Source organism: Reichenbachiella carrageenanivorans (genome assembly GCF_025639805.1).
Classification (GTDB): domain Bacteria; phylum Bacteroidota; class Bacteroidia; order Cytophagales; family Cyclobacteriaceae; genus Reichenbachiella; species Reichenbachiella carrageenanivorans.
The window spans coordinates 870,001-889,909 of record NZ_CP106735.1 but is presented as its reverse complement, the minus strand read 5'-3'; the positions used below and the strand labels follow the sequence as shown (position 1 = coordinate 889,909).

19 protein-coding genes (1 of these 19 cut by a window edge) are annotated in these 19,909 nt (G+C 40.2%); 13 read left to right on the top strand and 6 right to left on the bottom strand.

All coding sequences use genetic code 11. The features are described from left to right. Positions 1–7 precede the first annotated feature (7 nt). Entirely contained in the window at positions 8–874 is an 867-nt protein-coding gene (gene porN, locus N7E81_RS03430; protein WP_263051882.1) for a type IX secretion system ring subunit PorN/GldN, read from the top strand. 33 nt (positions 875–907) lie between these two features. On the opposite strand, the gene uvrC is transcribed toward porN, so the two are convergent. From uvrC to porW, 3 genes are read right to left on the bottom strand one after another with little or no spacing between them, the layout of a single operon-like run. Next, complete coding sequence (uvrC, locus tag N7E81_RS03425) at positions 908–2,710, bottom strand: excinuclease ABC subunit UvrC (RefSeq protein ID WP_263051881.1); 1,803 nt, start codon at positions 2,708–2,710, stop codon at positions 908–910. Positions 2,711–2,722: 12 nt separating this feature from the next. After that, on the bottom strand, positions 2,723–4,990 hold the full coding sequence (locus N7E81_RS03420) for a transglycosylase domain-containing protein (protein WP_263051880.1): 2,268 nt from the start codon (positions 4,988–4,990) through the stop codon (positions 2,723–2,725). Further along, positions 4,987–7,554, bottom strand: coding sequence for a type IX secretion system periplasmic lipoprotein PorW/SprE (gene porW, locus N7E81_RS03415; RefSeq protein WP_456101576.1), 2,568 nt, complete (start codon positions 7,552–7,554; stop codon positions 4,987–4,989). Before porW ends, N7E81_RS03420 begins: the two co-directional genes overlap by 4 nt. A 129-nt stretch (positions 7,555–7,683) precedes the next feature. Between porW and N7E81_RS03410 the strand changes: the two genes are divergently transcribed. The 12 genes from N7E81_RS03410 to N7E81_RS03360 all read left to right on the top strand — a co-directional run bounded on the left by N7E81_RS03410 (position 7,684) and on the right by N7E81_RS03360 (position 16,057). Further along, positions 7,684–8,550, top strand: coding sequence for a M23 family metallopeptidase (locus N7E81_RS03410; protein ID WP_263051878.1), 867 nt, complete (start codon positions 7,684–7,686; stop codon positions 8,548–8,550). A gap of 15 nt (positions 8,551–8,565) precedes the next feature. Continuing rightward, a complete protein-coding gene (locus N7E81_RS03405; RefSeq protein ID WP_263051877.1) occupies positions 8,566–8,988 on the top strand; it encodes a bactofilin family protein in 423 nt (140 codons plus the stop codon). Then, positions 8,942–9,187, top strand: a complete 246-nt coding sequence (locus tag N7E81_RS19465; protein ID WP_407692706.1) for an AtpZ/AtpI family protein — start codon at positions 8,942–8,944, stop codon at positions 9,185–9,187. The genes N7E81_RS03405 and N7E81_RS19465 overlap by 47 nt, the downstream gene beginning before the upstream one ends. Before the next feature lie 3 nt (positions 9,188–9,190). After that, positions 9,191–9,580, top strand: a complete 390-nt coding sequence (locus N7E81_RS03400; protein ID WP_263051876.1) for a hypothetical protein — start codon at positions 9,191–9,193, stop codon at positions 9,578–9,580. Between the two features lie 14 nt (positions 9,581–9,594). Then, positions 9,595–10,614, top strand: coding sequence for a F0F1 ATP synthase subunit A (gene atpB, locus N7E81_RS03395; RefSeq protein WP_263051875.1), 1,020 nt, complete (start codon positions 9,595–9,597; stop codon positions 10,612–10,614). Positions 10,615–10,650: 36 nt separating this feature from the next. Continuing rightward, positions 10,651–10,854 (top strand): ATP synthase F0 subunit C, encoded by a 204-nt coding sequence (gene atpE / locus N7E81_RS03390; protein ID WP_263051874.1) that lies wholly within the window; start codon positions 10,651–10,653, stop codon positions 10,852–10,854. 78 nt (positions 10,855–10,932) lie between these two features. After that, complete coding sequence (gene atpF, locus N7E81_RS03385; protein WP_263051873.1) at positions 10,933–11,427, top strand: F0F1 ATP synthase subunit B; 495 nt, start codon at positions 10,933–10,935, stop codon at positions 11,425–11,427. Between the two features lies 1 nt (position 11,428). Then, entirely contained in the window at positions 11,429–11,986 is a 558-nt protein-coding gene (gene atpH / locus N7E81_RS03380) for an ATP synthase F1 subunit delta (protein ID WP_263051872.1), read from the top strand. A gap of 56 nt (positions 11,987–12,042) precedes the next feature. Continuing rightward, positions 12,043–13,623 carry a F0F1 ATP synthase subunit alpha gene (gene atpA, locus N7E81_RS03375; protein WP_263051871.1) on the top strand — a complete coding sequence of 527 codons (1,581 nt, stop codon included), beginning with the start codon at positions 12,043–12,045 and terminating at the stop codon, positions 13,621–13,623. Between the two features lie 9 nt (positions 13,624–13,632). Continuing rightward, positions 13,633–14,535 (top strand): ATP synthase F1 subunit gamma, encoded by a 903-nt coding sequence (gene atpG, locus N7E81_RS03370; RefSeq protein WP_263051870.1) that lies wholly within the window; start codon positions 13,633–13,635, stop codon positions 14,533–14,535. 68 nt (positions 14,536–14,603) lie between these two features. Then, the gene (locus N7E81_RS03365; RefSeq protein ID WP_263051869.1) at positions 14,604–15,434 is read left to right on the top strand and encodes a UbiA family prenyltransferase; all 831 of its coding nucleotides are present in this window, start codon (positions 14,604–14,606) and stop codon (positions 15,432–15,434) included. Beyond that, positions 15,431–16,057: a class I SAM-dependent methyltransferase gene (locus N7E81_RS03360; protein ID WP_263051868.1), complete on the top strand. Its 627-nt coding sequence runs from the start codon at positions 15,431–15,433 to the stop codon at positions 16,055–16,057. The genes N7E81_RS03365 and N7E81_RS03360 overlap by 4 nt, the downstream gene beginning before the upstream one ends. Before the next feature lie 10 nt (positions 16,058–16,067). Here N7E81_RS03360 and N7E81_RS03355 read toward each other — a convergent pair whose 3' ends face one another. The 3 genes in view from N7E81_RS03355 to recJ are tightly spaced (at most 59 nt apart) and all read right to left on the bottom strand, a layout consistent with a single transcriptional unit that may run on beyond the window. Continuing rightward, complete coding sequence (locus N7E81_RS03355) at positions 16,068–17,558, bottom strand: GH3 auxin-responsive promoter family protein (protein WP_263051867.1); 1,491 nt, start codon at positions 17,556–17,558, stop codon at positions 16,068–16,070. Between the two features lie 39 nt (positions 17,559–17,597). Next, positions 17,598–18,329, bottom strand: coding sequence for an LPS export ABC transporter ATP-binding protein (lptB, locus tag N7E81_RS03350; protein ID WP_263051866.1), 732 nt, complete (start codon positions 18,327–18,329; stop codon positions 17,598–17,600). 59 nt (positions 18,330–18,388) lie between these two features. Beyond that, on the bottom strand, positions 18,389–19,909 hold the 3' portion of the coding sequence (recJ, locus tag N7E81_RS03345) for a single-stranded-DNA-specific exonuclease RecJ (RefSeq protein ID WP_263051865.1). It continues 171 nt past the right edge of the window; the window shows 1,521 of its 1,692 coding nt (coding positions 172–1,692); its start codon lies beyond the right edge, outside the window; its stop codon occupies positions 18,389–18,391.

Below are 19,909 nucleotides of genomic sequence, written 5' to 3'. Positions count from 1 at the left end.
ATAGGTTATGAAGAAGTTTTGTTATGTAATTGGCCTTTTTGTATGTTTTGCTCTATTCAATATTGAGTCGAGTAGTGCGCAGGAAAATGTAAGAGGATACGATAAGAATTCCGTTTACCCTGTGAATGAGGCATACAAAATGTTCAAAAAGACAGTATGGAGAAGAATTGATTTGGAGGAGAAGCAAAATGCTCCATTCTTCTCAAGAAATGGTGAATTATCAACAATTATCATTGATGCAGTTAAAGCAGGTTTGTTATTTCCATATACAAATGATTCTGTGACTACAAGAATGTCTAAAGAGACATTTTTGCAGAATTTGAAGTATGAAGAGGAGGGCGGAGGTCTTACTCAAGAGGAAATGGATATGGGCTTTGGTGCAGATTCTGATGATGATTTCTTTGGTGGTGGTGGTGACGAAGGTGAAGAGCCAGAGGAAGTAATAGAAGAGAGCAATGAGTTTGCAACTAGAGATTTTTCTATTGCTGAGTTGAAGGAAGAAGTATATTTTGATAGAATGAGATCTAGAATATTCTATGACCTTAAAGCAATCACTCTTTTTCTTCCTGCAGACAAAAACCCTGCGCTTTTTGAAAAGCCATTAGCATCCTTTAAATATAAGGATTTAGAAGCCCTGTTTAGAAGTATGCCAGATGAAGCTATTTGGTATAATTCACAAAATATGGCTGAGCATAGAAATATGGCTGATGCTTTTAATTTGAGATTGTTTGGGTCAAACTTAACTAAGATTGCGAACCCTAAGGATAATCGAATTGTAGATATCTATACTAAATCTAGAAGAGATGCGATTTTGGCATCAAAGCAATTAGAATATGACATGGTTGAATTTGAGAATGAACTTTGGGAGTTCTAACTTAAATCGAGCACTTATACTATTTAAAAGGGATCAGTTTGATCCCTTTTTTTGTGTGTAGTCTAATATAACTTGAGTTTTGGCTACTCCTATTTCTGCAACTAGTTCTGCTTCGGATGCTTGCAATATTTTTTTATATGATTTGAATTTTGAGAGCAGTTTCTGTCGTGTTTGAGGCCCGATGCCAGGTATCACGTCCAATTCCGACGTTACTTGTGATTTGCTCCTTAGCGATCTGTGAAAAGTGATGGCAAACCTATGTGCCTCATCCCGTAGTTGTTGGAGGAGTTTGAGTGATTCGGATTTTTTACTAATATGTAGTGGAATACTATCCTCTGGGTAATAGATTTCTTCTAGCCGTTTGGCTATGCCTATTACTGGGATTTCGGAATAGATTCCTAAGTCCTTTAGGGCATCACAGGCCGCATGCAATTGTCCTTTTCCGCCATCTATTAAGATAAGGTTAGGAAAGGGAAGGTTTTCTTCTTGTAGACGTTTATATCGTCTGGTTACGATTTCTCGCATTGATCCAAAATCGTCAGGACCAACTATTGTTTTGATTTTATAATGACGGTAATCTTTTTTTGAAGGTTTTCCATTTTTGAAACACACCATAGAAGCTACTGGGTTAGTACCTTGAATGTTAGAATTATCAAAACATTCAATGTGATTAGGGATTACTTTTAGCTTCAAGTCATCCATGAGCTGTTGAGTAACCCTATTTTCTTTTTGTTTCGATTTCTCTGCTTGTGAAATGGCTTCTTTTTTATGATAGAGTGCGTTTTTTAGAGACAATTCCACGAGTTTTTTCTTGTCTCCTATTTGGGGAATGGCAACTTCGGTGTCTTCTTGCCAGAATTCAAATGATTTGTTGCTTAGGATCGTTTTAGAGTTGCTGCTGAACCGATCACGTAGTTCTATAATCAGAAGTTCTAGTATCTGTTCGTCAGTCTCATCAAGCCGTTTGTTGATCGTGAGCGAGTCAGATATGTTCACCATTCCATTATCTACTCTCATGTAGTTGATAAATGCTTTTTTCTCCGTAGAGGTAATGGTGATTACGTCAATATCCTTAAGTTTTTTATTAACAATTACCGTATGAGATTGAAACTTATCAAGTAGTTCTATTTTGGTTTTGTATTCTTGAGCATCTTCGAAAGCGAGGTTTTCTGCTGCATTTTTCATAGACAGTAAATAATGATCTTTTACTATTTTAAGGTGCCCCTTAATGATGTGTTTAGCCTGATCAATTTCCTTTAAGTAGTCTTCTTCTGTTTGAAGACCTTCACAAGGCCCTAGGCAATTGCCAATGTGATATTCGAGACAAACTTTGAATTTTTTGTTAGCAATATTTTTTTCGGAAAGAAGGTAGTTGCATGTTCTTACTTTATAAAGACTTCGAATAAGCTCGATGACATTGTTTAGTGCCCTTACGCTGGTGTATGGGCCGAAGTACTCGCCTTCATTGAGTTCATTTCTTCGTGTTGTATATATTTTAGGAAATCGATCGTTCGATATGCAGATAAAAGGAAAGCTTTTGTCATCTTTGAGGAGGATATTATACTTCGGCTGATTTTCTTTGATTAGGTTGTTTTCGAGCAAGAGGGCATCGTACTCAGAGTTTACGATCACATATTCGACGTGATCTATTTCATTGACTAGTTTACGTGTTTTTAGGCTATTTCCAGTTTGTTTGTTGAAGTAGCTAGAAACCCTTTTTTTAATGTTTTTAGCCTTACCTACATAAATCAATACTTCTTTATGGAAGTACTTGTATACACCAGGTGTGCTGGGTAATGATTTGAGGTCGATGGGATATTTTAATTTTTCACCCAAAACAGGGAAGGATTAAAGGTCTAAATCGTCAAATCCCAGATCCAAACTTAATGAATCTACTTGTTCTGAGCCTCCTTCATAAAGATCGCAATCAAGCTCTACGCCAAGTGGTGAGCTAGGTTTTTTGAAGAAACCCTTTTCTACACCTGTCCTTGGGTCGTTGTATACTTTAAGCATAAAATTTTCCCAGATAGGTCGCGCAGTTTTCCCACCTTGACCTAGTGCCCAGTGTTTGAAGTGAATGCTGCGGTCGTCGCCTCCGACCCATGCACCTGCTACCAAGTCATGAGTTACCCCCATATACCAGCCGTCAGAAGCATTTTGAGTAGTTCCTGTTTTAGCTCCTATTTCGTTGTTTTGTTTTAAACGGTAATCTAAAGCATGGGCAGAGCCTCCTCTTTCTTCCATGGCACCTTTTAGCATATGTATCATCAAGTAGGCCGTTTTTTCGCTAAGAGCTTCTCTTCTTTTTGGAATAAAATCTTGAATAACAACTCCATTTTTATCCTCGATGCGAGTAATGAAAAATGGCTGTGTCCATACGCCTTGATTGGCAAAAGTGGAATAGGCACCTACTAATTCATATAGCGAGACTTCGCCGATGCCTAGGCATAGGGCTGGAACTGCTGGCAGGTCACTTTCTATTCCGCAGGTGTGTGCCATGTCTACTGCGGCTCTTGGCGTGATTTTTTGCATGATACGAGCCGTTACAGAGTTTACAGATGCGGCCATGGCTCTTCTGATGGTCATGGTTTCCCCAGTAAATTTACCATTTGCATTTTGAGGTGTCCAAGTGGGTTTTTCAGGATCGTCTAGCATCCAAGTAACTGGTGCATCTACTGCAGTATAACAGGGGGAGTAACCTAGGTCTATCGCAGCGGCATATACAAATGGTTTGAATGTAGATCCAGGTTGACGCTTGCCTTGTTTTACGTGATCATATTTGAAATATTTATGATCTATACCACCAACCCAAGCTTTGATGTGGCCTGTTTGAGGATCCATGGCCATGAAGCCAGCTTGAAGAAAATGTTTGTAATATTTCAATGAGTCTATCAAACTAAAGGTAGTGTCGATTTCTCCTTTCCAGCTAAATACAGACATATCTCTTGGGTAATTCAACCAGTAATCGACAGAGTCTGACTTTTTACCGTATTTGTTAACAAGATCTCTGTAGGTTGGTGTGCGTTTGATTGCCTTGTCTACAAAGTCTAACATGATATTTCCATCTTCGTCGATCCAAGGATCATCACCATTTAGGTGGTCGATAAAGACGCTTTGTAGTTCATCCATTTCTTCAGCCACCGCCTGCTCCGCATAGAGTTGCATGCGGCTATCTATGGTTGTATATATTTTTAAACCATCAGCAAAGAGATCATAGCCGTGAGTCTTAGACCAACCCATGAGAAAATTGCGCATTACGGTTCTGAAGTAGGTAGCTAGTCCTTCGTTTTGATCTTGTACTTTGTATTGCAAACCGAAGTCCGAAACTTTAAGTGTGTCATAAGATGCTTCATCTATTTTGTTGTACTTGTATAGGTTATACAAAATCTCAGTCCTTTTTTCCATTGCAAATTCTGGATTTCGGATCGGGTTGTATCGTGTGGGCTTGTTGATAAGACCAACTAATATCGCAGATTCTTTATAGTTCAATTCGCTGGGTAACTTATTAAAGTAAGTCTGAGCAGCTACTTTGATGCCATAGGTGTTGTTGCCATATTCGATGGTATTGAGGTACATGGCCAAAATCTCCTCTTTGGTATAAGAACTTTCTAGTTGAATGGAAACAATCCATTCTTTCATTTTAATAATAAAAATCCCTAAACCAGGGACATCGCTTAGTTTGCCTCCAAGGTCTCTAGTTTTAAATAGGTTTTTGGCGACTTGTTGAGTGAGGGTACTGCCTCCTCCTGCATTTTTGTTGCCCATTAGGATGGTTTGAAACAAGACTCTGCCTAAGCCTCTGAGGTCAATGCCAGAATGTTGGGTGAAGCGTACGTCTTCTGTGACAAGCAAAGCATCGATGAGTTCTTGTGAAAGCTCATTGTAAGCAACCTCTGTTCGGTTGTGTCGGAAATACTTGCCAAGTGACACGCCATCTGCAGAAAATAATTCTGAAGAAAGGTCTGGGTCAGGTTTTTCGAGAGACTTGGTGCTTGGGAGTGGCCCGTACAAACCGAATGCATCGATTTTGATTGAATAAAACATGAGGAAAATGGCCAGTACACCTGTGGCTAGCAAGATCCAGACTAGTGCGATTAGCTTCTTGTATTTATTCATTGCTGGTAGTTTTTCCTATAAAACTTAAGGTAAGTATCTAATTCCCTCGTTTGATAAAGGATATTAAAATTGTCTTTTGTAATTACGAAATTAGAGAATTTGCCACTCTTATTGATTTTTTCGGATGGCTTTTCGGTTTCTACTTTTTCGTTGAAAGCGATGGCGGAAGCCTTGTCTGCAAATTCAGAGATCAGGATGATCGAATGCTTTTCATCTAGGAGTAAGTTGCCTATTTTCAATGAGCTTTCTTCGGGTATCAATGTTTTGAAATATTGTGGGAGTGCATCGGACAATTGTTGATCTGTTTCATAGACGAAAATAAAAAAATGTGGTTTGTCCAATCGAGGAATGAATTTGGCTCGAGTACTATTGACCAAGTTTATTTGGTACTGTTCGGAAGCTTTCACTAGCGAATCTGCATACGGAATCAGCTCACTTTCTGTATATGTTTTGATGAAATTATTGAGTTCGTATTGGTACTTGTAAATTGATTCAGACTTGCCTTGTACCAATATTTTCAGTAGGGCTATATTATCCACGAAGTCGTTGTCTGGATACTCGCGCAGCCCATCATTGATCAGTGCCATTGCTTGCTTATAGTCGCCAGTTTGATATTGGGCGTAAGCCTGAGCGTATACCTTTTTGAGCTTTTCGCTAGCGGCTTGTGACTCGGCACGGTAGTTAGGGTTGATGATGATTTTTGCATAGATGCTTTCTGGTGCTTCTTCGAGCAATAGGTTTTTGTAATAGTCGGATTTAGGTATGTTATCCATTTCATTGAAAATGATGTATAATAGATACATCACTTCGTGGCGGTATTCGGATTGAGGGAAACGATTAAAGAGATTTTCGAAAGTTTCTGCTGAGTTGTGTTTTTCGTCCAAATCAAAATTGTAGATATTACCCAGTTGATAGGATGCTTCTTCTATTTCATTGAGTAATTGCTGTTTGTCTTCTTCTGTCTGTGGGAGGGTAGCTATCAGCTCTGCTTTGTCTATTTTGAAAGCTTCTTCTTTATCTTTTGTGCCTTCTTTATCGTCTGGTAGTGGTTTGCCATCTGGCCCGGCACCTCCTTCATCATCGATCTCAATGGCGGCTGCGCTGTTGGATCGACGCCAATTGTCTTCGAGGGCACGATCTCCCCATAGGCGCTTAAAATCGGAGCGTCCTCTCGACACAGCCGAGGGGTTGTAAAAATACCAAGTGGTGCCTTGGAAGTTGTTGCCCCCAATATTTCCAGTGTTTTGGGTGAATGAACTGGAGCTGTTTGCAGCCAGTCGAGCTTCATTTCGTTTTCTTTTTTTCTCCTCTTCGCGCCGCTTCATTTCGGCTTCTTCTTCTTGTGCGATATAGGCATTTAGGAATCGATCCAGAGAATCTGGTGGCAATTTGGTCAGGTTCAACAAACTGTCATTGACTTGGATGATGGTGTATTGTGTTACAAAATTTTCTAAGATTTTTTGTCGTGCTTCGATCTCAGCATATTCCAATTCGTCCTTGGGCAGTACGCTCAATGTACTGTCGTAGTAAAGTTTAGCCAGCTTATATTTGGCCAGGCTGTCGTAGTAGATTTTGCCTAAGCTCAAGTAACTGTGTGCTTTTTGTCGATTGTTATTTACACTAGAGCGTACGGATGAATTGTAATAGGAGATACCCTGATCTAAGTGACCATGTCTGACTTCGAACTTGGCCATTTCATAGTAGATCTTGTCTTTGAATTCTTCGTTTTTTCTATCTTTTAGCAACTTTCTGAAGTATTTCCGGACTTTCTTCGCGTCATTAGTTTTGGCCAACTGGGTCACTTGAGCCATGTTGAGCTTAGTATAAAATGACAGTTCGTATGGAGGGTTGTTTTTTAGGGTTTGTTTATAAAACAGATAAGCCTCGCCATCGAAACCTAGCGTTTGGTACACCTGTCCTATAATGAAGTTGATTCGAGCTCTTTCTTTGAAATTAGTAATTAATGCCTCGGCCTGAATCAGGTTTTGTACCATATTGTTGTAGTCTCCTGCTCGCTGGTAGAGATAGCCACGAGTAAGGTACAGGTCTTTGAGGTTTGTTCTGTTGAGCTTTTCTTTTTTCAAATAATCCGAGACCGCAATCGCATTGTTGCTCTCGTTGTATTCGATAAAGGTTCGCATGAGTGCGACTAAAGCTTCATGTTTGGCATTGTCGTCTTTGCCTTTTGTGTTTACATATTTGAAGGTTTCTACTGCATTTTGATAATCCAAACTGTAGAACCTGGCCTTGCCCACCAGCACATAGGAGTCGTCTTCCCATTTGGAGCCTTTGTGTCGCTGTATGGCTAGCGAAGCTTTTTCTATACAGTCTTCTATCTGAGGAGTAAAGGCGCTGGCAGATACAGAATCAAATTGAGGGAAAACAGGTAGTATCAGGTTATAATTCCAATCGTACTGATCCTCGATGGTTTGTTCGATGGTGGTAATGTGCTCTTTTGCTATAAAATAGGCATTATAATGAGCGGTCATGTTGTGATAAGAGTTGCTCATTACGTTATTTTTTTCCGGAGCACAGGAACTTAAAATAACGGCAAAGCCGAGCAACAATTTTATACTTCGAGGAATCAAATTCAATGTTTTCGAATAAACGCCAATTGAAATGCAATTAATACAATATTGGCTTAGTAAATATGTATTAATATATATTTTTACCGCAAATCAGAAGCAATTTCCTTGGAACAAAAAAGAACTTTATCAAATCGACTGACAACGAAATACTTACTCATTGTTCGTAATGAAGAAAATTTCGCAGAAAAATCCACGTATAGTTTCACTTATTCCAAGATCATTCTTGTCTTGATGCTTTCTTTCTTTGGATTTTTTGGACTTAGCTTTTATCTCTCTACTTCCCTACTCGAAGCTTGGTTCGATCCTCGGTTTGCAGAGCTCAAAGCCACCAAAGAAGTGATGGAATTGGCCACGCGAGTAGATTCTTTACAGTATGAAGTAAAGAAAAAGGATGATTTCATCAATAATATAAAAGCAGTGATGTCTGGCGAAGTAAATGGGAGTGAAGAAGAGGAGACTTCCGCCACATTAGAAAGAAATGAGGTGACGGATATTGTTAGTACGCAAACTCTTCAGCCTATCGACTCTCAGTTTCGCGAAGAGTTTGAAAAAGGAGGGTTAGAGTTTCAACTCACGGACAATAGACTCTCTGATGAGTTACAAGATTTTTTTCTATTCAAACCTGTGGACGGTATTGTGTCGGAGCACTTTGATCCGCAGATCGATCATTTTGCTATTGACATAGTAGCCAAACAAGATGAGCCAGTCAAATCTGTGGCAGACGGCACCGTGGTTTTTTCATCGTGGACACAGGACAGTGGATATGTGATTGCAATTCAGCATAGAGGCAATCTATTGTCTATGTATAAGCACAATTCGGATTTGTTGAAAAACGTAGGTAATTTTGTAACCACGGGAGAAGTGATATCCATCATTGGAAACACTGGTGAACTAACCTCTGGCCCGCATTTGCATTTTGAACTGTGGTACAATGGCAATCCCATTAACCCAGAGGAATTGATTAGATTTTAATAAACACCTGTACTTATGTTTAATAATAAGCAAGAAATCAAAGAAGTGGAAGAACTTAGCAATTCTAGTAATATTATAGGCAAGGGAGCCCTTCTTACTGGAGACATCGAGACCTATGGAAACATCCGAATCGAAGGAAAGATCGTAGGAAATGTGAAAACCAAGTCGAAAGCAGCCTGTGGGCATTCCTGTCATATCGAAGGCAACTTGATCGCACAAAACGCCGAAATCGCTGGTCATGTGACTGGTAAGGTAGAGGTATCCGAACTGTTGATCCTCAAGCCGTCGGCTGTGATCAACGGAGACATCATCACCAACAAGCTCATTGTAGAGTCTGGTGCGACCTTCAATGGCGGATGTAAAATGGGGGTAACCATAAAAGAAATCCAAATTGGAGAAGCAACCGAAGGAAAGTCAAAACTCCTCAAAGCCGAATAAAAAAGACAGCGAGCCTTTATCATTCCTGCAGTTTTCAGGAGTGGCATTTGAGATGCTGGCTTTTGTCTTGATTGGCTATTGGCTTGGCAGTCAGTTGGACAAGTATTTTCAATTTGAATCTATACTTACACTTGTTGGCATTTTGTTGGGTATCGCAGGAGCATTGCTCAATTTATTTCGAAAGTTGCCAAAAAATTAATTCATGAAAGAATTGTCTAAAATCTCTGTCTTTACAGGGATTTTAATTTTAATAAGCTACTTCTTTTTAGAAGTACTTGAGCTCTCATTTATGCACCCAGCGATTTATCAAATACTGGGTTTTCTGTGGTTCCTTTACACTAGCATCCATTTCTCCTATCTTTTGGCGACTAAAGTCCCCAATATAGATACCTCTATGTTGCCTTTAGTTGGCCTAGGTTTACGGTTTGTAGTTACGTTATTCACCTTGCTCGTATGGCTCATGAAGCACCCAGACAACGCTAAATTGTTTGTGCTAAATTTCATGGTCGTCTATTTAATCTACGTAGTGTTTGAAATCATAGCCTTATTGTCTAACTTGCGACGAAATTCAAGTCAAGATCAAAATACATGATTAACGGTCGAATTATGGCATCAATTAAGCATCTGAAAATCAGCATTTTATTTACGGTTTTCGGTCTGTTTTTATCACAGGCAACTTTTGCAGGAGAAACGAAAGAGGGAGAGAAATTTGACCCAAGTGCGATGATCAATCATCACATCATGGATGCCCATTCATGGGAGATTTTTCACGGCTTTACAGTGCCCCTTCCTGTTATTTTATATTCAGCAGAAAAAGGGTTGGATATTTTCTCTTCGGCAAATTTCTATACCGAAGATCATCAGATAGTGCCCTATAACGGCTACGTGTTGGAGCACGAACATATTGCACTAGAAAATGGCGCACATGTGTACGACTTTTCTATTACGAAAAATGTACTCTTTCTTTTCATAAATGCGACAGTAATGATTCTGATATTCATGGCAGTAGCCAGAGGCTATAAGAAGAACGCAAAACGTGCACCGAAAGGAATTCAGTCTTTCTTTGAGCCTATCATTATTTATGTAAGAGACGAAATCGTAAAGCCAAACATTGGCCCTAAATATGAAAAATATTTGCCTTACCTACTTACCTTGTTTTTCTTCATCTGGTTTGGCAACCTGCTTGGCCTATTGCCAGCTGCTGCCAACTTGACGGGAAACATCGCAGTGACCTTGATGCTTTCTTTAGCTACTTTGGTGATCACGCTAGCTTCAGGGAGAAAAACATACTGGCTACATATCTTGGATCCATTAGGGAATAGCATGCCTTGGGTAGCTAAAATCCTTTTGTATTTGATCCTTTGGCCAATCGAAATCATTGGAATATTTACTAAGCCTTTCTCGTTGATGGTTCGTTTGTTTGCGAATATCACAGCAGGTCATATTATTATATTGAGTATTCTTAGCTTGACCTTTATCGCACAGAGTGTGGTCGTGGGAGTGGGCGCTACAGCTTTTGCTACAGTGATGAACATGCTGGAGCTGTTTGTAGCCTTGTTACAAGCTTATGTATTTACTTTGCTGTCGTCCATGTATTTTGGACAGGCCGTAGAAGAGCATCATTAAGAAATTATTTTTTTTAACCATATAAATTAAACTGTAATGGGAGCAATAGGAGCAGGATTAGCAGTACTAGGAGCAGGTCTTGGTATCGGAATGATCGGTAAATCAGCAACTGAAAGTATCGCTAGACAACCTGAAGCAGCTGGAAAAATCCAGACAGCAATGATTATCGCAGCAGCCTTGATTGAAGGTGTTGCCTTGTTTGCTGCCGTAATTGGATTTATGTCCATCGGAACTAATTAATTTATTTCTTGACCCGGCTCTGTTTGCATTAGGCATCAGGGCCAGGTCTTCTTTTTTAATTATTTAAAAAAATATAAAGTGGAACTAGTTACCCCAGGTATAGGTCTTATTTTTTGGCAGACAGTAGTATTCCTAGCAGTATTTGGCATCTTGGCTGGATTTGTATGGAAGCCAATCACTGATGCGTTGAGAACAAGAGAGTCTTTTATTCAGGATTCTTTGGACGCTGCAGAAAATGCTAAAAAGAAAATAGAAGAGCTTAAGCAAGACAACGAATACTTGCTTCAAGAGGCTCGCATTGAAAGAGACAAAATGATCAGTGATGCCGCTGTAGTGGCCGCCAAAATAAAGGAGGACGCTAAAGAAGAAACATCTAAGATCACAGCTAAAATGATAGAAGAGGCAAAGGCCGTCATCAATACGGAAAAAAATGCCGCTCTAGCTGACGTGAAAAATCTCGTGGCCAACTTGTCGTTAGACATTGCTGAAAAAGTCTTGAAAAACAGCTTGGCTGACAAAAAAGCACAAGAAGCTTTAGTGAAAGATTTAATAAAAGACATAAAAGTAAACTAGTATGTCAGAATTTAGGATAGCCTCCAGATACGCAAAATCGCTCCTTGAACTAGCGGTAGAAAAGAAGTGCTTGGATGAAGTGAATGCCGACATGTATACATTTACAGATGTATGCAAGAATAACAGCGATTTGGTTTTGCTATTGAAAAGCCCCGTCATTGCTCATTACAAGAAGCTATCTATCCTCAAGGAAGTTTTTAATGGGAAGGTCAATGATATGACGATGGCCATTTTTGATATCCTAGCGAAGAAGAATAGAGAAATGTATTTGCCAGAAGTGGCAGCTGCATTCAAATCACAATATAACCTTTTCAAAGGTATAGTCGAAAGCACCATCACTACGGTGAATCCAATATCAGAAGAGGTGAGAAAAGAAATAAGCGCCATTGTGAAGAAAATCACAAATCAAGAAGTGGTGCTCACAGAAAAAACCAATCCAGAGTTGATTGGTGGATTCGTATTAAAAATAGGTGATAAACAAATAGATGATAGCGTAAGCGGCAAATTGAAAGAATTAAGATTTCAGTTTGTAGATAAAGGCTATGTGAGTAAAATGTAATCACCAGCTGGTGATACGCTATAAAGAAATTAAAAGATCTAAAATTAACTACAGTAATGGCAGATGTAAGACCAGATGAAGTTTCATCGATATTGAGAGAGCAACTCTCGAACTTCAGAACAGAGGCTGAATTAGAAGAAATAGGTACAGTACTACAAGTAGGTGATGGCGTAGCCAGAATCTATGGCTTGACTCAGGCACAGTCAGGTGAGCTTTTGGAGTTTGAAAATGGCTTGAAAGCCATGGTTTTGAACCTTGAAGAAGACAACGTAGGAGCTGTATTGCTTGGAGAATCTTCTGGTGTGAAAGAAGGTGATACCGTTAAAAGAACTAAACAGATTGCTTCTATTAAAGCTGGCGACGGCTTATGCGGTAGAGTAATTGATACCTTGGGTAATCCTATCGATGGTAAAGGCCCAGTTTCTGGCGAGCTTTTCGATATGCCATTGGAGCGTAAGGCACCAGGTGTAATTTACAGACAGCCAGTAGCAGAACCGCTACAGACGGGTATTACATCTATTGACTCTATGATTCCAATTGGTAGAGGACAAAGAGAATTGATCATTGGTGACCGTCAGACAGGTAAGACAGCTGTAGCGATCGATACCATTATCAACCAAAAAGAATTTTACGAAAAAGGAGAGCCTGTATTTTGTATCTACGTTGCTGTAGGACAAAAAGCATCTACTGTAGCTGGTATTTATGCCGCTTTGGAAAAAGCAGGCGCAATGGCATATACCGTGATTGTATCTGCATCTGCAGCTGACCCTGCCCCTATGCAGTTCTTTGCTCCATTTACTGGTGCAGCCGTGGGTGAGTATTTCAGAGATACGGGTAGACCTGCGCTTGTAGTTTATGATGACTTGTCTAAGCAAGCTGTAGCTTACCGTGAAGTGTCTCTTCTATTGAGAAGACCTCCAGGACGTGAAGCATACCCTGGTGATGTATTCTACCTTCACTCAAGATTGCTAGAAAGAGCGGCTAAAGTCAACGAAAATGATGAGATAGCACAAGATATGAATGACTTGCCTGAGTCATTGAAAGGTAAAGTAAAAGGTGGTGGGTCGTTGACAGCACTTCCAATTATCGAAACTCAAGCGGGAGACGTTTCTGCCTATATCCCGACTAACGTGATTTCTATTACGGACGGTCAGATCTTCTTGGAAACTAACTTGTTCAACTCAGGTATCAGACCTGCGATTAACGTAGGTATCTCTGTGTCTAGGGTAGGAGGTTCTGCTCAGATCAAGTCAATGAAGAAGGTAGCAGGTACTTTGAAATTGGATCAAGCACAATTTAGAGAACTTGAAGCTTTCGCTAAGTTTGGTTCTGATCTTGACAATGCAACAAGACTTGTTATCTCAAGAGGGCAGAAAAACCAAGAAATATTGAAGCAAGCCCAGTACTCTCCTATTCCGGTAGGTGAGCAGGTAGCTACTATTTATGCTTCTACTAAAGGGTTTATGGATAAAGTTCCTGTGGATAAAGCGAGAGCTTACCAGTCAGAGTTTGTGACCGTACTGAGAACGCAGCATGCCGATATTTTGTCTGCATTAGGCGCTGGCAAGTTTGACGATGATACAACTACTAAATTGGGCGAAGTAGCGAAAGAAGTAGCTACAAGATTTGAAAACTAATAAGCTGCAATGGCTAATTTAAAAGAAGTAAAAAACAGAATATCGTCTGTCACCTCTACACAACAGATCACTAGCGCCATGAAAATGGTAGCGGCGGCCAAGTTGAAAAGAGCGCAAGACAAGATTACTCAGATGAGACCCTATTCGCAAAAGCTCACTGGGCTATTGCAGAATGTGTCTGCGGGAATGGACGATAATGCTGAAAACATCTACGGTCAAGAACGAGAAGTAAACAATGTACTTCTTGTGGTCATCTCTTCGGACAGAGGACTTTGTGGCGCGTTCAACAATAACGTGTTTAAAGCAACAGTGGCTTTGATCAAAGAAAAGTATGCCGATGTTGAGCAGGATGGTGGCTTGCATATTTTGCCTTTAGGTAAAAAATCGTTTGAGTATTTCTCTAAGAGAGATTATCAAGTGATCGACAAATATTACGGCTTGTTTTCAAACCTTTCCTTTGAAGAGGCAAAAGGCACAGCCGAAGAGGTGATGAAGTCGTTTGTAGACGGAAAATACGACAGAGTTGAATTGGTATATAATGAGTTCAAAAACGTAGCAACTCAAGTGTTGCAGGTAGAGCAATTTTTGCCAGTGGCGACTTTGGAGCAGCCAGAAGAAGAGACTACTACATTTTCATTTACTACTCAAGAGTATATTTATCAGCCATCAAAAGAATTCATGTTGGAGGAGTTAGTTCCGAAATCATTGAAGGTGCAGTTTTATAAAGCCGCTTTAGAATCTAACGCTTCTGAGCATGGTGCACGTATGACTGCGATGGATCAAGCTACTGATAATGCAGGTGAAATGTTGAAAGCCTTGAAACTGGCCTATAACAGGACTCGTCAGGCAGCAATTACTAAAGAAATTCTTGAAATCGTGGGTGGTGCAGAAGCATTGGCCAGTGATGGATAATGGAATATAAAATACGATCGAAAGGCTGAGCTTTATTAAGTTCAGCCTTTTTTGTTTTAGATTGAATTGTGACTTTTCTCAAACACATATTATCTGTAATACGCTGGCTATCGCTCGATGTGGTGGTAGGAGGAGTCATTTTTACATGTTCGATGGCCAAAGTGGCTCAGGTAGAATTACCCGTTAGTATCCCTGTAGCTTTGGCCTGTTGTATTTGGCTCATATACACACTCGATCACTTGATAGATGGCAATAGTAGAGATCGGGATCCGAGTATGGAGCGCCATGTTTTTCATAGAAAGTATCGCCGTCCCATTTTTGTTCTATTCCTTCTTGTCGCAGGCTTAGGTTTGCGGTTATTGTTTTTTATTCCCCATAGCACATTGATTTATGGTTGTGTTTTGTTGGGATTGGTTGGGTTGTATTTTCTCTCTATTTGGTTGTTCAAGATTTACTTTGCCAAAGAAATATTTATAGCCGTGTTATATGCTTGTGGGATATATTTAGGTACTTTTTCTTTAGGTAGCCATATCGATTCTTCTCTTGTTTTATTTTTTAGTCAGACGGTTTTGATGGCTGCGATCAATTTGCTCTTGTTTTCTTATTATGAAGTAGCATACGATACGCAGGATGGCCACAGATCTTGGGCTACGCATTTTGGCGCAGCACGTACCCTGAGTCATCTGCGCTGGATGATTGTGGTGTTAGGTGTGTTGATTGTGACTTCCTTTTTCCTTCATTCAAAGGAAAGTGAACTTGTTTTACAATACATTTTTGTAATGATGTCAGGTTTGTTGGCTGCTATTTATTGGTTCCCAGAGTGGTTCAAGCAGCAAGAGCGGTTTCGTTGGATAGGCGATGTTGTCTTTTTGTTTCCTGGATTGATTTATCTGTTTTGAACAATTACAATCGTATCGCTTGGTTTTATGACACGCTAGCTCATGTGATCTTTGGAGGAAGAATACTTCATTCTCAAAAACATTTTTTACATCTATTGAAAGCGGAGGATCGTGTATTGATTCTTGGGGGAGGTGCTGGGCAAGTACTTGTTGCTATGGATCATTTGAAAATCCCTTTGACAGTGGATTTTATAGAGCCATCTCGTCAAATGATGAAAAAGGCCCAGCGGCGAGTGGTTAGCGGATCTCTATTGAAGATTAATTATTGTGAAGAGAAGTTTCAACACTTTGAGACTCATGCCACTTACGATTGTGTCTGCTGTTTTTATTTTTTGGATTTGTTCAACGACCATAGCTTAACTTACCATTTGAGTCATATTTCTAAATTGATGAAATCGAGCGCTATTTTACTACTTGCTGATTTTCAGATACTACCCAGTCGAAAACAACATGCCGTGCTGTCTCGTCTGATGCATTTGTTTTTTAGAATAACTACAAAACTAGAAAGTAACCAGCTCAAAGACATACGGGCGATAGTGGCCGGTCATGGTTTCGACTGTCAGTTTCATACAGAATACTTCCACCAGTTTATCTTTAGTGCAGCTTATCGACTACGTCACTAGTAGTGTTGGATTACTCTCCGTTGATCAATTTTAAAATGTCGTCTAAGTATTCTCGAGTATTAGAAAGCCTTGGTACTTTGTTTTGCCCACCTAACTTGCCTCTTTTTTTCATCCATTCATAGAATGTGCCAGGTTGTGCGGCATGTAGAACGGGCATTTTGAGTGCGATATCCTTGTAACGTTTGGCGTCGTAGTCAGAGTTTACCTCTCTGAGTTTCTCATCGAGGATCAGGGCAAATCGGTCTAAACTGTCTGGACTTTTCTGAAATTCAATGATCCATTCATGCCCACCACGGGTTTTGTCGGTAAAGTGCACCGGTGCTGCAGTAAAGTTTTCGATTACTGCTCCTGTAGTATCACAAGCGTGAGTAATGGCTGTTTCGGCATTTTCTACGACCATTTCCTCGCCAAAGGCGTTGATGAAATGCTTAGTACGCCCAGCGATTTTGATTCTGAAGGGATTGATCGAAGTAAACTTGATGGTGTCTCCTATACTATATCTCCACAGCCCTGCATTGGTGCTAATGACCATTGCATAGATTTTGCCGATTTCTACTTGATCGAGCCCCACAGTGTTGGGGTGTTCTTTATGAATTTCATCGTAAGGAATAAATTCATAAAAAATACCATAATCGAGCATAAGTAAAAGCTCGTCAGAATCCGATCGATCCTGAATGCCAAAAAAACCTTCGGATGCGGTATAGGTTTCTACATATTTCATCTGATCTGATGGGATCAGCTCTTTGAATAGTGAACGATACGGCCCAAAAGCCACCGCACCATGAAAGAAGACTTCCAAGTTGGGCCATACATCCAAGATGTTGTCTGTGCCTTTTAGTTCTTTTATCCTTTTGATCAGAGGAATCGTCCAAGTGGGTACGCCAGAGATGTTGGTGACATTCTCATTGGCAGTAGACTCCGCCATTTTTTCTATTTTTTCTTCCCATTTATCCATGAGTGCCACGTCCAAAGATGGTGTGCGGATAAATTGTGCCCAGATGGGGAGGTTTTGCATAATCACAGCCGACACATCACCATAATGAGAACCCATCGACGGGTCTAGTTCATTGAGTTGATGACTGCCGCCAATGGCTAGTCCCTTGCCAGAGAATATTTGTGTGTCAGGGTTATTGTTGACATAGATAGAGATCAGGTCTTTTCCTCCTTTGAAATGACAATCTTCCAACGCCTCAGTGGATACGGGGATAAACTTACTTCGAGCATTGGTAGTCCCCGAAGACTTGGCAAACCATTTAATATCTGAAGGCCAAATGAGTTTTTGTTCGCCTTTCATTCTACGTTCGATGTATGGGTAGAGGGCTTCGTATGCTTGTACTGGCACCGTTTGCTTGTACTGCTCGTAAGTTTTAATGTTTTTAAAATCATACTTTTTACCAAACTCAGTGTCTTTGGCTGTATGGAGTAGACGTGTCAATATTTCTTTTTGTACGTCGTGGGGATATTTCATAAAAAGCTCAATCTGATGGATTCGCTTTTTCATTACCCAGGTGAGGATGGAATTAAGAAGAGGCACGCAGACTTATATTTTTCTTTTCAACTCAAAATGTCTTCCTAGATACACGCGACGAACTTGTTCATCAGCAGCTAGTTCTTCGGCAGTACCAGATTTTAACAGTTGGCCTTCAAACATCAGGTAAGCTCGGTCGGTAATAGATAGGGTTTCTTGCACATTGTGATCTGTGATTAAGATGCCTATGTTTTTGTTTTTGAGCTGAGCTACTACCATCTGAATTTCTTCAACTGCTATTGGGTCTACTCCTGCAAAAGGCTCATCAAGCAGTACAAAATTGGGATCGATGGCTAGCGCTCGGGCTATTTCAGTTCGTCGTCTTTCTCCCCCAGAGAGCGCGATGCCATAGTTGTTTCTCACATGAGTCAAACTGAATTCTTCCATTAGCGCTTCTGCTTTTTCTTTTTGCTCTTGCTTGGTGAAATTTTTCATTTCTAATACAGCCAGAATATTTTCCTCAACGGTTAATTTTCTGAATACAGAAGCTTCTTGTGCCAAATACCCGATACCGAGTTTGGATCTTTTATACATCGGTAGGTCAGTAATGTCTTGGTCATCCAGGTAGATGTGTCCACTGTTAGGTTTGATCAAACCCACGGTCATATAAAAGCTTGTCGTTTTGCCTGCGCCATTAGGCCCTAGTAGACCTACGATTTCGCCTTGATCTACCTTCACGGAAATCCCTTTTACGACTGTTCTACTCTTATATTTCTTAACTAAATTCTCTGCCCTCAACTGCATATGATGTCCTTACTTTAGCTTTCAGCAATTTTAACGATAATAATTCAATTTACTTGATCTCACACCCTGATATCCTTTAGCATAAGTTGCAAAGTGGTTTGTCCCATGTAGTGATTTTCTTCTAAAGTATACACAATGTCAAACGGTGTATCCAATTGATTGTGAAAATGCCCCATACCAAAACCGATTGCATCAAAATTGTTGGTCGTGCCAGCTTGTGAGACAAAGAGCTTAAGGTGCTTCTCTTTCAATACTCGTGCCTCTTTTTTGAGAATTACATTTCTGCTACAAAAGGTAGGCTGCATGTTTTTAGGACCAAAGGGTCCCATTTGTTTTAAAACACTAAACAACTTGAAATCTATGTCCTCCAAATCGATCTCTAAGTCAATGTCTAGTATTGGTGTTTTTTGTTTTTCTTCGATCAGCTCGGAAACGGAATGTTCAAATGCTATTTTGAAGTCATTCAATTTCTCTGGAGTCATAGTTAATCCAGCTGCATACTTATGTCCGCCAAATTGGATCAAATGTCCCCTACACTTGTCAAGTGCTTGATAGATGTCAAATCCGTTTACAGACCGAGCAGACCCAGTGATTTGTCCATTCGATTCAGTCATTATAATAGTAGGTTTATAATAATGCTCGATGCATCGCGAGGCAACAATCCCTATTACTCCTTTATGCCAGTCTTTCTTATATAGTACAGTACTGTTCTTTTCTACTTGCCCATCTTCTTTGATCATTTCCAGAGCGGTAGTGGTAATGCTCTCGTCATAGTTGCGACGTTCTTGATTTTCTAAGTTAAGCTTTTCAGCAAATACATAAGCGTCCTCTTTAGTAGGCTGAGTCAGCAGATCAAGGGCGGTCTTTGCATGACCTATTCTTCCCGCAGCATTAATTCGAGGGCCTATACCAAACACCACGTCAGAGATACTTAGAGGTGTTCGCATACCTGCTTTTTCTATAAGTGCAGCAAAGCCAGGCAGAGGAGAGTTGTTGAGTTTCTTCATCCCAAACCAAGCAAGCAGTCTATTTTCTCCAGTTACAGGCACTATGTCTGATGCTATACTCACAGCTACCAAATCGAGTAAGTTGAGCAGTTTATTATGGTCTATGCCATTTTGAATAGAAAAGGCCTCAAGCAGTTTGTAACCGATGCCACAGCCAGACAATTCATCGTAAGGGTAAGTACAATCAGATTGCTTAGGGTCGAGTATCGCAATGGCAGAAGGGAGCACGTCCCCAGGCAAATGGTGATCGCAGATAATAACGTTGATATTATGATTAGTGGCGAATTGAATATTTTCCACCGCACGTATGCCGCAGTCTAATGTAATCAGTAAGTTGACGTTATGGTCTATAGCCCATTGTATTCCTTTTCGGGAAACACCATACCCTTCCGTATATCGATCAGGGATATATGTAAAGACATTTGGTGATAGTTCCATTAGGAAGTTGTAAACCAATGCGACACTAGTTGTGCCATCTACATCATAGTCGCCATAGATCAGTATCTTCTCTTCATTAACGATGGCTTGGGTCAGTCGTTCTACTGCGATGTCCATACCTTTCATTAGAAAGGG

Coding starts and splice junctions, on each gene's coding strand:
- porN (WP_263051882.1), top strand. CDS start 8: ATGAAGAAGTTTTGTTATGTAATTGGCCTTTTTGTATGTTTTGCTCTA.
- N7E81_RS03420 (WP_263051880.1), bottom strand. CDS start 4,990: ATGAATAAATACAAGAAGCTAATCGCACTAGTCTGGATCTTGCTAGCC.
- N7E81_RS03405 (WP_263051877.1), top strand. CDS start 8,566: ATGTTTAATAATAAGCAAGAAATCAAAGAAGTGGAAGAACTTAGCAAT.
- N7E81_RS03400 (WP_263051876.1), top strand. CDS start 9,191: ATGAAAGAATTGTCTAAAATCTCTGTCTTTACAGGGATTTTAATTTTA.
- atpB (WP_263051875.1), top strand. CDS start 9,595: ATGGCATCAATTAAGCATCTGAAAATCAGCATTTTATTTACGGTTTTC.
- atpE (WP_263051874.1), top strand. CDS start 10,651: ATGGGAGCAATAGGAGCAGGATTAGCAGTACTAGGAGCAGGTCTTGGT.
- atpH (WP_263051872.1), top strand. CDS start 11,429: ATGTCAGAATTTAGGATAGCCTCCAGATACGCAAAATCGCTCCTTGAA.
- atpA (WP_263051871.1), top strand. CDS start 12,043: ATGGCAGATGTAAGACCAGATGAAGTTTCATCGATATTGAGAGAGCAA.
- atpG (WP_263051870.1), top strand. CDS start 13,633: ATGGCTAATTTAAAAGAAGTAAAAAACAGAATATCGTCTGTCACCTCT.
- N7E81_RS03355 (WP_263051867.1), bottom strand. CDS start 17,558: ATGAAAAAGCGAATCCATCAGATTGAGCTTTTTATGAAATATCCCCAC.
- lptB (WP_263051866.1), bottom strand. CDS start 18,329: ATGCAGTTGAGGGCAGAGAATTTAGTTAAGAAATATAAGAGTAGAACA.